Raw genomic sequence first — 12,673 nt, 5'->3', positions numbered from 1 at the left:
CGTCTGCCGCGCTTGTTCGGTCGTCGCGATCTGGTCGTACTCGGCCTGGGCGTGATGATCGGGTCCGGCATATTCAGGACCTCCGTCGGCCAAGCCACGTTCTGCCTGGTCGAACCCCGGCTCTACAAGGCCTTCCAGACCGCGCTGCGGTCTCGTCAGGCGTTGTAGACGACGACCTTGTCGCCGACCTTCACCCGGGCGAAGATCCAGGCGATCTTCTTCTTGTCGCGGATGTTCACGCAGCCGTGCGAGGCACCGTTGTACCCGCGGGCCTTGAAGTCCGCCGAGTAGTGCACCGCCTGGCCACCACTGAAGAACATCGCGTACGGCATCGGCGAGTGGTACAGCGACGACACGTGGTTCTTCGACTTGCGCTGGACCTTGAAGACGCCCTGCCGGGTCGGCGTCTTACGGCCGCCGAACCGTGCGTCGGTGATCTGGATCGCCTTGCCGTTGACCATGTACACCAACTTGCGGGTGCGCTTGTTGATGCACAGCACCCGGCCCTTCGTCATACACCGCTTGTCGATCCGCAGCTTGCCCCGCACAAGTGTGGTCGACGACGCCGCCGCGGTCGCCTTCTGTGGCGCGACCACGGCCTGGGGCGCAACCATCGGTGCCCCTACGGCGGCCTCGGCCGTGGTGGTCGCGGTCAGTGCGCCCACCCCCACGAACGCGGCTGCCGTGACGGTGGCGCCGAGCTTACGCAGAATTCCCATGTCCTGCTTCCTTCCCCCAAAGAGTTGCTTGCACATGACAGACGTCAGCGCGTCACGTCTGGTTGTAACGATCCGGAACTTTGTCCCCCCGGACCGACCGAGGAACGGTGTATCACACCGGTGTGGTTCTCCGGTGGATCAGGCCTTGTTCTTGCGGCCGAGTTTCGAGCGCTCCACCTGGGTGAGGGCGACCTTGCGCATGCGGATGGCGTCCGGGGTGACCTCGACGCACTCGTCCTCGCGGCAGAACTCCAGCGACTGCTCGAGCGACAGCTTGCGGGCCGGGACGAGCTTCTCGAACTCGTCCGCGGTCGACGACCGGACGTTGGTCATCTTCTTTTCCTTGGTGATGTTCACGTCCATGTCGTCACTGCGCGAGTTCTCACCGACGATCATGCCCTCGTACACCTCGGTGGTCGGCTCCACGAACATGGTGCCGCGCTCCTGCAGGTTGATCATCGCGTACGACGTCGCGGCGCCGGAGCGGTCCGACACCAGCGAACCGCTCGGGCGCGTACGCAGCTCGCCGAACCACGGCTCGTACCCCTCGAACACGTGGTGCGCGATGCCGGTACCGCGGGTGTCGGTGAGGAACTCGGTGCGGAACCCGATCAGCCCGCGGGCGGGGACCAGGAACTCCATCCGGACCCAGCCGGTGCCGTGGTTGGTCATCTGCTCCATCCGGCCCTTGCGGACCGCGAGGAGCTGGGTCACCGTGCCGAGGTACTCCTCCGGGCAGTCGATCGTCAGCCGCTCGACCGGCTCGTGCTGCTTGCCGTCGATCTCGCGGGTGACCACCTGCGGCTTGCCGACGGTCAGCTCGTAGCCTTCGCGGCGCATCTGCTCGACCAGGATGGCCAGCGCCAGCTCACCGCGGCCCTGCACCTCCCAGGCGTCCGGCCGCTCGGTCGGCAGGACCTTCAGCGACACGTTGCCGACCAGTTCGCGGTCGAGCCGGTCCTTGACCAGCCGCGCGGTCACCTTGGTGCCCTTGGTCCGGCCGGCCAGCGGCGAGGTGTTGGTGCCGATCGTCATCGAGATGGCCGGCTCGTCCACGGTGATCAACGGGAGCGGCTTGGGGTTCTCCGGGTCGGTCAGGGTGTCGCCGATCATGATCTCCGGGATGCCCGCGATCGCGACGATGTCACCCGGACCGGCCGAGTCGCCGGGCACCCGCTCGAGTGCCTCGGTGACCAGCAGTTCGGTGATCTTGACCCGCTGGATCGAGCCGTCATGACGGCACCAGGCAACCTGGGCGCCCTTCTTCAGCGTGCCTTCGTGCACCCGGACCAGCGCGAGCCGGCCGAGGAACGGCGAGGCGTCCAGGTTGGTCACGTGCGCCTGCAGCGGCGCTCCCTCGGTGTACTCCGGGGCCGGCACGTTGGCCAGGATCGTCTCGAACAGCGGCTCGAGGTCCTCCGAATCCGGCATGCCGCCGTCGGCGGGCTGGGTCAGCGAGGCCCGGCCGGCCCGCGCGGAGGCGTAGACGACGGGGAAGTCGAGCGCGCTCTGGTCCGCGTCGTGGTCGAGCAGGTCGAGGAACAGTTCGTACGTCTCGTCGACGACCTCGGCGATCCGGGCGTCCGGGCGGTCCACCTTGTTCACCACCAGGATCACCGGCATCTGCCGCGCCAGCGCCTTGCGCAGCACGAACCGGGTCTGCGGCAGCGGGCCCTCGGAGGCGTCCACCAGCAGCACGATCGCGTCCACCATCGACAGGCCGCGCTCGACCTCACCGCCGAAGTCGGCGTGGCCGGGGGTGTCGATGATGTTCAGCGTCATCTGCTCGCCGTTGGCCATCTTGTGCCGGACGGCGGTGTTCTTGGCCAGGATCGTGATGCCCTTCTCACGCTCCAGGTCACCGGAGTCCATCGCCCGCTCGTCCACGTGCTGATGCGCGCCGAAGGCGCCGGACTGCCACAGCATCGCGTCGACCAGGGTGGTCTTGCCGTGGTCGACGTGGGCCACGATCGCGACGTTGCGCAGGTCGTTACGGACAGGCATGGGGAAGCGCTCCAAGCAATGGGGACTGGGTGTCAGGCGGCGGCTACGGCGTGTTGTGTCGCACGAGATGGCCACTCGACGCAGGGCGCAGCCCTTTCATCTTACCGGTGACGGCACGTGTCCACGAAACGGGACGGCCTTTGACATTTGTTGACTGGACGTCCAGTCTATAGAAGGCGCCTGGGGAGGGGCCTGAAACAACGGGGGGTCCGAGCCCGGGAGCGCCGAGCACCTGATTGGGGGGTGGCTCGGCCTCCGGGGTAACGACCAGCAGGGGAAGGAACCGTGCCGCGCTCGGCCACCGTGAACCAGGAGCTGCGAGAGCGCTCCCGGGAGCGCATCCTGGCCGCAGCCCTGGAGGTCTTCGCCGCCAAGGGCTACGAGGCCGCATCGATCTCCGAGATCACCGAGGCAGCCGGGGTGTCCCGCGGCCTGGTCTCGTACTACTTCGCCGCCAAGGAAGAGCTGGCCGCCGAGCTGCTGGACCGCTGGCTGGACGGCATCGCCGGGATCCTGACGATCGAGGGCAGCCCGGACGAGCGCCTGGCCGGCATCATCGACGGCGCCCTGATGGCGGCCGCCACCACACTCCCGATCCAGCGGCTCGCGATCACCCTGATGATGCAGCCCACCACCCACGACGTCTTCGCGCGCGTCGAGGCCGACAAGTCTGCCCGGGTCAGCCAGGTCGAGGACGCCATTCGCTCCGTCTTCGCCGCCCGCGGTGCCGCCGACCCGGCCGTCGAGGAAATGTTGCTCAGAGCAACCTTGGAGGGCGTCACGGTGAAGCTCGCGATCTACAGCGAGACTTTCCCCGTGGAAGACATCCGCCGCCGCCTGTACGCCGGTTACGACCTGGCCACCCCGACCGCCCCGCTCCCGATCAGCTCACCGCGAGTGGACCGCCTCCGCGCCAAATGACCCGCGGCGGACTCCGTGCGTACGACGGACGGCGTATCTGTGAAGCCCTCCAGCGGCGGATGCCGGGGACGCCTCGTCCGGCCAGAGTGGTGTGGCATGACCATCACACGAAGAACTTTCCTGGCCGGCTCGGCGGTCGGTGTGGCGATCGCGACCGGACTGGTGCCGGCACAGGCTTCCGGCGACCCGATCACGAACTGGATCGCCCGCAATGCCGAGCCGTTGGGAGATCTCGACCACCTCCGCCGGTCCATCGGTGGCGCACAGATCGTCGGGCTCGGGGAGGCCGTCCATGCGACGGCCGAGCTCACCCACCTGAAGCTGCGGGTGGTCCGTTACCTCGTGGAGCGGCTCGGCTTCCGCGCCATCGCGTTCGAGGACGACTGGTCGCTGGGCACCCAGCTGAACGAGTACGTGCTGACCGGGCGCGGTGATCTCAACGCACTCGTCGGCCAACTGAGCACCGAGAGCCGGACCCACGAGATCGCCGAGCTGTTCGACTACCTGCGCGGGTACAACGCCACGCATCGGGACAAGGTGCGATTCGCCGGCGCCGAGTACTTCGCCACCCGGCTGCTCGCGTACGACGCCATCGACGAGTACGTCGACCGCCGCGCACCGCACCGGCTGGCCGAACTGCGCCGCAACCTCAAGCCCATCCGGCCGCATCTCGAGGACATCGGTGCGTATGTCCAGTGGTACTGGAAGGAGGTCAAGGACAAGGCGCCGTACGTCGCCAGGGCGCAGGCGGTGCACGCCATGATCCGGAAGCTGCCGCATCGGCCGAACGACCGGGACTACGCGCTCACCGAGCACCACGCCCGGCAGATCCTGTCGTTCTACACGGCGTTCAGCCTGCCGGAGGCCGAGATCTGGAGTTATCGCGACGCCCGGGCAGCGGAGAACGTGCGCTGGTGGCACGGTTTCACCCGGAACAAGGTCATCTACTGGGCCGCGAACGCACACACGGCGAACGCCCCCGGCCTACGCGTCACCGTCCCACCGGACCCGGACGTCGTCTTCCGCAACGCCGGTTCGTACCTCCGTGACTGGTACGGCGACCGCTACCGCTCCGTCGGCTGCACAGTCGACCACGGCACGACGCTCGGCCCGGTCACGCTTCCGCCGGCATCGTCCGACTGGTTCGAGCACCAACTCACGACTGCCCACAAGGGTCAGTTCGTCCTCGATCTCCACAGCCGCCCGCAACCGGACGCGGTCCGGGCCTGGCTGCACGGCACCGCCAGGACGCGCGGCTTCCCGGAGTCCGGCCCCGCGTCGTATATGACCGGCAACAGCCTCTCCGACTGGTTCGACGTCGTGATCCACACGCCGGAGGTGACCCCGACGCACCCGCTCGTCAGCTGAACGTCGGAGGGTGTGGCTGTACGGCGCCGACGTCGATGCCACCGCCGTACAGCGGGAAGCGGAGGTGGCTCTCGACGACGTCGTCGGTGAAGCCGAGACGCTGGAGGACGGCGGCCATCACGACCTTGCGGGGCCGGGCGGCGCCGTCCTCGATCTTGAGGGCGATGCCGCGGCCGTCGGCCAGCCCCACGGCGTACACGCCCTCCGCTCCGGCCTTGCAGAACAGGCCGTCGACGCCGTGCATCAACTCGGCCTCGTCCCGCGTGGTCCCGCTGGCGTACTCCGGGTAGGACCGGTAGGCATCCTTCACCCGCGCCTCGAGCGTGCCCGGAGCAGCGGCCGCGAAATGGCCGAAGGAACGAGCCAAGCCGGCGAGGCTGAGGGCGAAGATCGGCGCGCCGCAGCCGTCGACCGCGACGTACGACGCCTTCTCCCCCGCCGAGTCCTCGATCGCGGTCCGGATCACCTTCTGCAGTGGGTGATCCGGTGCACGGTAGTCGTCGAACGCCCACCCGTTGACCTGGCAGGTCAGGAGCATCGCCGCGTGCTTGCCCGAGCAGTTCATCGTGATCCGCTCCGGTCCGTGTCCCGCGCGTACCCAGGCGTCCCGGGCCGCGTCGGCCAGCGGGTACGCCTCCGGGGTCCGCAGCGCGGTCTCGTCCGTGCCGGCCATCGCGAGGATCTCGCGAACGCCGTCGAGGTGGATCTGCTCGCCCGAGTGGGAGGCGCCGGCCAGGGCCAGCAGCTTGCCGTCGAGGGTGAGCCCGTTGCGGAGCATGCCGAGCGCCTGCATCGGCTTGTTCGACGAGCGCGGGAACATCGGCTGGTCCACCACACCGGCCGCCCACGCGACGGAGCCATCGGGGTTCGTCACCACGACGGAGCCGCGGTGGTGGCCCTCCACGAAGCCGCTGCGGACGACGTCGGCCAGGATCACAGGTTCGGTCACGGCTGAACTGTACAGGTGCAAAAAGCAGTGTTGCGAATGATCCGGCTCACAGCCGCGAGCGCACGTGCAGCCCCACCTCGGGGTCGACCAGGACCTCCTGGGTGGCGGTCACCGTCGGCTGGTCCTCGGCGACGACCTCGATCACGACCTCGGGGTCCACGTTCCGCTTCACCAGCGCCAGTGCGATCGGGCCCAGCTCGTGATGCCGCGCCGCGGACCCGATGAACCCGACCTGTTTGTCGCCGACGCGTACGGCGTACCCATGCGCGGGCAGGTGGTCGACCGAACCGTCCAGGTGCAGTCGCACCAGCCGGCGTGGCGGGCGGCCGAGGTTGTTCACCCGGGCGACCGTCTCCTGGCCGCGGTAGCAGCCCTTGTCCAGGTGTACGCCGACGCCGAGCCAGCCCAGCTCGTTCGGAATCGCGCGCTCGTCCATGTCCAGGCCGAACCGTGGGTTGCCGGCCTCGATCCGGAGCGCCTCGTACGCCCAGACTCCAGCCGCCGGACCCTCCAGACCCGCCAACTCGGCGCGCGGCAGGAACACCTCGTGACCGCCGAGCGAGTCCGCACCGCTGCGGGTCAGCGGACCGTCCGCGGGAGCCGGTCCGGGCCGCCAGACGATCGCGTAGTCGTCGGTGACATCCGCGATCTCCACCCGGGACATGAACACCATCTTCTGCAGCCACTCGACCAGGGCCGCGGCCGCGCCGGGCTCGGTATGCAGCCAGAACGTCTCGCCGTCGTCGACGCCGTACATCACGTGCTCGACATGGCCGGTCGGCGACAGCAGCAGCGCGGTTGTCGACGTACCGGGCGTAAGCCCCTCGAAGTACTGCGTCGTCAGCGCGTGCAGCCAGGTCAACCTGTCGGGACCGGTGATCGTGACGACCTCACGGTGCGACAGGTCGACGAACGCCTTCCCCGCGACCAGGGCGCGTTGCTCCCGCAGATCCGAGCCGTAGTGGGCCGCGACCCCGGCGTCGAGTCCGTCGGCCTCGACCGCGCCGGGCCGGTCGAGCAGGGGGCTGCGCATCCGTGACATGTCACCAGAGTACGTCGGCCGGCGTACGGCGAACGCCTCCCGTCGTGGGATGTGGACAACCCCGCCCACCGGCAGGCTGGAGGCATCGAATCCAGTGAAGGGAGCAAGGCGATGAGTGACAAGCGATTCCGCTTCGGCGTCGTGGGCAGCCCGACGACCGCGGAGCAGTGGACCACGACGGTGCGACGGGCCGCAGAGCTCGGCTACACCAGCGTGCTGATGCCCGACGGCCTGCAGCTGCCGTCACCGTTCGCCTCGCTCGCGATGGCCGCGACGCTGGCCGACATCCGGGTCGGGACCTTCGTGGCCGCGGCCCCGCTGCGGACGCCTCGGCAGGCCGCGTGGGACGCACATACGCTGACCGTGCTCACCGACGGCCGGTTCGACTTCGGCATCGGAACCGGTCGCCCGGGTGTCGAGCAGCAGGCGGCCGAGATCGGCCTGCCGTTCGGATCGGGCAAGGAGCGCCGCGACCAGGTCCGCGAGACCCTCGACCTGCTGGCGGACCTCGACGGCGAGCGGCGTACGCCGATCATGCTCGCCGCCGGTGGACCGCGGGCGCTGGCGCTGGCCGCCGCCCGGGCCGACATCGTGTCGATCGCCAAGGACGCGATGACGCCGCGTGCGGAGATCCTGCGACTCGTCCAGGACCTGCGAGAACTGGCCGGACCGCGGGCGGACGAGATCGAGCTGGCGATGAACCTCTTCGCGGCCGGGACGCGCGAGCTCCCGCCGTGGACGAAGCAGGCCTCAGGTGTCAGTCCGGAGGAGCTGGAGGCGAGCGACTCGCTGATGATGCTGCGCGGTACGCCTCAGCAGATGGCGGACGAGCTGGAGCGCCGGCGAGACACCTTCGGTACGACGTACATCACGGTCAACTCGACGTACCTCGACGACCTCGCCCCGGTGGTCCAGAAGCTCACAGGGAGCTGAAAGACGGCACTGCCCGTCAGCGGGGGGGAGCTGACGGGCAGTGCCGGAGGGGTGGGACAGGTGGCTCAGTGGTCGATACTGCGGCTGGGCTCGGTCCTGCGACTGTCCTCGAGGGGAACGTCGCCCGCGTGGGTGTCTCCGGCCGCGAACGCGGCCTCGTCGAACGGATCGTCACCGGCGAAGACCTGCTTGGCCTGCTCCTTGTCGAATGCCCCGACCCAGTGCCCGACCAGGACGGTCGCGACCGCGTTGCCGGCGAAGTTCGTCAGCGCCCGGGCCTCGGACATGAATCGGTCGATGCCGACGATCAAGCCGACGCCGTCGACCAGCTCCGGCCGGTGCGACTGCAGGCCGCCGGCCAGCGTGGCCAGGCCCGCACCGGTGACACCGGCAGCACCCTTCGACGCCACGATCATGAACAGCAGCAGGGAGATCTGCTGGCCGATCGAGAACGGCGTGTCCATCGCCTCGGCGATGAACAGCGACGCCATGGTCAGGTAGATCGCTGTGCCGTCCAGGTTGAACGAGTACCCGGTCGGGACGGTGATACCGACGACCTGCTTGCCGACGCCGAGATGCTCCATCTTGCCGATCAGCCGCGGCAGCGCGGTCTCCGACGACGAGCTCGACACGATCAGCAGAAACTCCCGGCCCAGATAGCGCAGCAGCTGGAAGATCGACATCCCGGTGACCACCCGAAGAACGGTGCCCAGGACAACGATCACGAAGAGCAGGCAGGTGATGTAGAAGGCCAGCATGATCTTGCCCAGGCTGACCAGCGCGTCCCAGCCGGTGGCGCCGACGACGGCCGCGATCGCGCCGAATGCACCGATCGGCGCGGTCCACATGATCATCGACAGGATCTTGAACACCAGCCGCTGGATGTGCCCGATGGCGGTCAGGATCGGCTCACCCTTGGCAGCCATCGCCTGCAGCGCGAAGCCGACCAGCAGGGCGACCAGCACGGTCTGCAGCACCTCTCCCTCGGTCAGCGAGGACAGCAGCGACTTCGGGATGATGCCGAGGATGAAGTCGGTCGTGCTCTCGTGCGCGCCGGCGGCCTGCTTCTGACCGGTCTCCCGGAGCTTGTCGGTCAGGTTCAGACCGGAACCCGGCTGGACGATGTTGCCGACCACCAGGCCGATACCGAGCGCGACCGTCGACATCACCAGGAAGTAGAGGAGCGCGAGACCGCCGACCTTGCCGACGCTGGCGGCCTGCCGGACCGAGCCGATGCCGAGTACCAGCGTGCAGAAGATGATCGGGCTGATCAGCATCTTGATCAGGTTCACGAACCCGGTGCCGAGCGGTTTCAGCTCGACCGCGAAGTCCGGGAAGAGGAAGCCGACACCGATGCCGAGCAGGACGGCGACGATCACGGCGATGTAGAGGAAATGGGTCCGGTCGTTGCGGACCGGGGTCGGTCGCGGTTCGGTCGGGCTCGACATGGTGGGACTCCCTGTATCGGCCGGCGGGCAATGGAGGAGGGGCCGGATGCTGCTTGGGTAACTGTGACGTGACGCACAGGAGAAGTGCGCGTTTCGTTCATATCGTTCTCGGTGCAGACTGTCCGCATGCGTCGCCGGCCCTGGGAACTGCGCCGCCAGGTCCTCTGGCTGCAGACGGTCACGGTCGCGATCCTGATCCTGATGGTGTCGATCACCATGGTCAGCCGCTCCCGCGCGCAGGCAGAGCGGGATGCGGCGGCTGCCGGCCTCGCGCCACCCGGCTGGTGGGAGCTGATCCGGCTCGATCTGCGCTCGATGCTCGGCGTCGCCAGCCTCATGCTCGGGGTCGCGATCGCCGGCAACGCGCTGGTCACCTGGCGGGTCCGCCGGGCCACCCGCGGGATGGGCACCCAGTCGCTCGCGCGGATGCTCGACTTCTACGAGGGCGTGCTGCACGCCGCCCGCGAAGGGCTGATCCTGCTGGACGCCGACGGCCGCGTCCAACTCGCCAACGACGAGGCCCAGGAGCTGCTCGGCCTGAGCGAGGTCATCCCGGGTACGCCGATCGAGGACCTGCATCTGCCCGCCACGCTCGCGGAGTTGCTGCGCGCGGGCAGAACGGCGTACGACGAACTCCACCTCGGAGTGCAGGGTGTGGTGGTCGTGAACCAGCAACCGTCACGCTCCGGCCGCATCGTGACGGTGCGAGACCACACCGAGCTGCAGCGGCTGCTCGGGGAGCTGGATGCGGTGCGGAGTCTCGCCGAATCCCTGCAGGCGCAGAACCACGAGGCGTCCAACCGGCTGCACACCGTGGTCAGCCTGATCGAGATCGGCAGGCCGGAGCGGGCTCGCGAGTTCGCGGTGTCCGAGCTGCAGTTCGCACAGGCGATGACGGATCGGGTGGTCGGTACGGTCGGTGATCCCGTGCTCGCGTCGCTGCTGCTCGCCAAGCTCGCGCAGGCACAGGAACGCGGCGTGGTGCTGACGCTGGAGCTCGGCCAGGAGCCGCTGAACACGCGGTTGCCCGCGCAGGACGTGGTCACGGTCGTCGGAAACCTGCTGGACAACGCGATCGAGGCCGCACGGGGCGGTCCCGCTCCACGCCGGGTCGAGCTGCGGGCCGGTACGACGCGCGAGGCGATCGACCTGATCGTCACGAACACCGGTGCCGAGCTGGGTGCGACCGAGCTGGCGCACATGTTCGACCGGGGCTGGACGACGAAGGCGGAGCCGGGACACGGGCTCGGCCTCGTGCTGGTGCGCAGCACGGTCGAGCGCTGGCAGGGCACGCTGATGGTCGACCCGGACTCCGAGCTGGACGACGTACCGGCGCTGACCGTCCGGGTCCGGCTGCCGCGGGCGGTGAGCGCCAGTGCCTGACCTGCGGGTCCTCGTCGTCGAGGACGACCCGGTCGCCGCGGAGGCCCATCGCACGTACGTCGATCGCCTGCAGGGCTTCACCTGCATCGGCGTCGCCGGTACGGCGGCTCGTGCGCTGCAGGTCCTGGCCCGTGGCGAGATCGACCTGGTGCTGCTGGACATGAACCTGCCCGACGGGCATGGACTTGACGTAGTCCGCCGACTGCGGGCCCTGGGCAATCAGATCGACGTGGTCGCGGTGACGTCGGCGCGCGAAGTGGCCGCGGTACAGGCCGCGGCACGGATCGGCGTCGTGCAATACGTGCTGAAACCCTTTGCCTACGAGACTTTGCGGGACCGGCTGACGGCGTATGCACGGCAGCGGCGAGCGGCCGAGGCGGGGCAGGTGGTCGCGGATCAGGACGAGGTCGACCGGTTGTTGCATCCAGCAACCGTCTCGTCGGTGCCGAAGGGGCTGGCCGGTTCGGTGCTGGATCGCGTCGTACAACTGCTCGGCAACCGCGAGGGCTGGACGGCCGAGGAGGTCGCGACGTCGCTCGGCACCTCCCGGATCACCGCACGCCGGTACCTCGAGCACCTCGCCGACCAGGGACAGGCGCTCCGCACCCAGCGGTACGACGGCCGCAGCGGACGCCCGAAGGTCGAGTACTCCTGGGTCGCCGAAAGCTGACCCCGGTGCGCCCCGCACTCCCGCCCCTCCACCCCCGCCCTCCGCCCCGCTCTGATGGGCTGACCCATCCGCGTGTGGGTTGGCCCAACGCGTGCGGTGGGCCAACCCACAGGCTCGTGGGTCAACCCACCAGACCGCGACGCAGAAAGCTCCGGGGAGCGGCGCGGGTCGGCTGGCGGCGGGGGCGTGCGGGTCAGGAACGGACGAGGGTGGCCCAGAGGTGGGGCTGGAGGGCCTGGCCCTCGGCGGCCATGTCGTAGGCCCAGAGCAGCTCGCCCTTGACCAGCCCGTAGAGGCGGTGGCCGGCGGTGACTTCCTTGGCGCTCACGGTCCGGGCGATGACGTCGGTCTGCAATTCGATCTTCGCGCCGTCGATGTCGCCGTACCAGATCTCGGCGAAGCCGGTCGGGTGGGCCAGGATGACCTCGACCTTGTTGTCCGGCTGCGGCCGCCAGAAACCGGTCTCGACCGCCAGCGGGCGCTCCTTCGTGCCGTCCTCGCCTACCACGTAGGTCTGGCTGACGTAGTGCAGGTACGGCTTGCCGTTGTGGCTGAAGTCGATCTGCTGCCCGAACTCGAACTTCTCGATCGTCGGGTAGTCGCCGTGGCCGCGGCCTTCCCAGCGACCGAGCAGCCACGCGAGGGGGATCAGGTCGGGGTGCAGGTCCTGCGGGATCTCGAACGCCATCAGGTCACTCAGTTCGCGCTGCGGCCGCGGTACAGCCGATAGACGACGAAGGCCGAGAACCAGCCCATGAACACACAGACCAGGACCAGCAGCGTGGTGAAGATGACGTGCAACACGTCGGCCAGTCTAGGGGATACCGGCCCGGAAGCTTCGGTTACCGTGGCGTGATGTCTCGCACCCTGGTGATCAAGTTGACCGCAGGCGCCGAAGAGGCCGAACGCGCGAACCAGGCGTTCACCGTCGCCGCCACCGCCGTGGCCGCCGGAGCCACCGTCTCCCTGTGGCTGACCGGCGACGCCGTCTGGTTCGCCGTCCCCGGACGCGCCGAGACCTTCGAACTCCCGCACGCGGCGCCGCTGGCGGACCTTGTCGGTGCGGTTCTGGAGGGCGGGCAGCTCACGGTCTGCACCCAGTGCGCGAAGCGCCGCGACCTCACCGAGGCCGACCTGCTCCCCGGCACCCGGATCGCCGGCGCCCCGGCGTTCACCGAGGAGATCCTCACCGACGGGACGCAGGCGATCGTCTACTGACGGTCCGGCCGTTCGCGA

At 68.9% G+C, this 12,673-nt stretch carries 12 protein-coding genes; 6 read left to right on the top strand and 6 right to left on the bottom strand.

Annotated elements, in window-relative coordinates; translation table 11 throughout:
- Positions 1-155: 155 nt before the first annotated feature.
- Positions 156-719, bottom strand: coding sequence for a L,D-transpeptidase (locus AB0I34_RS11845; protein WP_360443497.1), 564 nt, complete (start codon positions 717-719; stop codon positions 156-158).
- A 138-nt stretch (positions 720-857) separates the two neighbouring features.
- The gene (gene typA, locus AB0I34_RS11840) at positions 858-2,723 is read right to left on the bottom strand and encodes a translational GTPase TypA (RefSeq protein WP_360443494.1); all 1,866 of its coding nucleotides are present in this window, start codon (positions 2,721-2,723) and stop codon (positions 858-860) included.
- A gap of 285 nt (positions 2,724-3,008) precedes the next feature.
- On the opposite strand from typA, the gene AB0I34_RS11835 reads away from it, so the two are divergent.
- Positions 3,009-3,644, top strand: coding sequence for a helix-turn-helix domain-containing protein (locus tag AB0I34_RS11835; RefSeq protein WP_360443491.1), 636 nt, complete (start codon positions 3,009-3,011; stop codon positions 3,642-3,644).
- A 96-nt stretch (positions 3,645-3,740) separates the two neighbouring features.
- On the top strand, positions 3,741-5,012 hold the full coding sequence (locus AB0I34_RS11830) for an erythromycin esterase family protein (protein ID WP_360443488.1): 1,272 nt from the start codon (positions 3,741-3,743) through the stop codon (positions 5,010-5,012).
- Here AB0I34_RS11830 and AB0I34_RS11825 read toward each other — a convergent pair.
- Complete coding sequence (locus AB0I34_RS11825; protein WP_360443485.1) at positions 5,005-5,961, bottom strand: asparaginase; 957 nt, start codon at positions 5,959-5,961, stop codon at positions 5,005-5,007. The two genes, AB0I34_RS11830 and AB0I34_RS11825, sit on opposite strands and share 8 nt — an antisense overlap.
- Before the next feature lie 46 nt (positions 5,962-6,007).
- Positions 6,008-7,003, bottom strand: coding sequence for a glycine cleavage T C-terminal barrel domain-containing protein (locus tag AB0I34_RS11820; protein ID WP_360443482.1), 996 nt, complete (start codon positions 7,001-7,003; stop codon positions 6,008-6,010).
- A gap of 111 nt (positions 7,004-7,114) precedes the next feature.
- Between AB0I34_RS11820 and AB0I34_RS11815 the strand changes: the two genes are divergently transcribed.
- A complete protein-coding gene (locus tag AB0I34_RS11815) occupies positions 7,115-7,936 on the top strand; it encodes an LLM class flavin-dependent oxidoreductase (protein WP_360443479.1) in 822 nt (273 codons plus the stop codon).
- A 65-nt stretch (positions 7,937-8,001) separates the two neighbouring features.
- Here the strand turns inward: AB0I34_RS11815 and AB0I34_RS11810 are convergent, their stop codons facing one another.
- Entirely contained in the window at positions 8,002-9,384 is a 1,383-nt protein-coding gene (locus tag AB0I34_RS11810) for a cation:dicarboxylase symporter family transporter (protein WP_360443476.1), read from the bottom strand.
- A 126-nt stretch (positions 9,385-9,510) separates the two neighbouring features.
- Here AB0I34_RS11810 and AB0I34_RS11805 point away from each other — a divergent pair, with 126 nt between their 5' ends.
- Together AB0I34_RS11805 and AB0I34_RS11800 are read left to right on the top strand one after the other, a co-directional pair.
- Complete coding sequence (locus AB0I34_RS11805; RefSeq protein WP_360443473.1) at positions 9,511-10,767, top strand: ATP-binding protein; 1,257 nt, start codon at positions 9,511-9,513, stop codon at positions 10,765-10,767.
- Positions 10,760-11,437 (top strand): response regulator, encoded by a 678-nt coding sequence (locus AB0I34_RS11800; RefSeq protein WP_360443470.1) that lies wholly within the window; start codon positions 10,760-10,762, stop codon positions 11,435-11,437. Before AB0I34_RS11805 ends, AB0I34_RS11800 begins: the two co-directional genes overlap by 8 nt.
- Positions 11,438-11,630: 193 nt before the next feature.
- Here the strand turns inward: AB0I34_RS11800 and AB0I34_RS11795 are convergent, their stop codons facing one another.
- Complete coding sequence (locus AB0I34_RS11795) at positions 11,631-12,125, bottom strand: FABP family protein (RefSeq protein WP_360443467.1); 495 nt, start codon at positions 12,123-12,125, stop codon at positions 11,631-11,633.
- A gap of 167 nt (positions 12,126-12,292) precedes the next feature.
- On the opposite strand from AB0I34_RS11795, the gene AB0I34_RS11790 reads away from it, so the two are divergent.
- A complete protein-coding gene (locus AB0I34_RS11790) occupies positions 12,293-12,655 on the top strand; it encodes a DsrE family protein (RefSeq protein ID WP_360443465.1) in 363 nt (120 codons plus the stop codon).
- The last annotated feature ends 18 nt before the right edge of the window (positions 12,656-12,673 follow it).

It is taken from the genome of Kribbella sp. NPDC050281 (assembly GCF_040655855.1).
In the GTDB taxonomy this organism is placed as follows: Bacteria; Actinomycetota; Actinomycetes; order Propionibacteriales; family Kribbellaceae; genus Kribbella.
The sequence above is the reverse complement of the archived record's forward strand: the minus strand, read 5'-3'. Positions and strand labels throughout refer to the sequence as shown.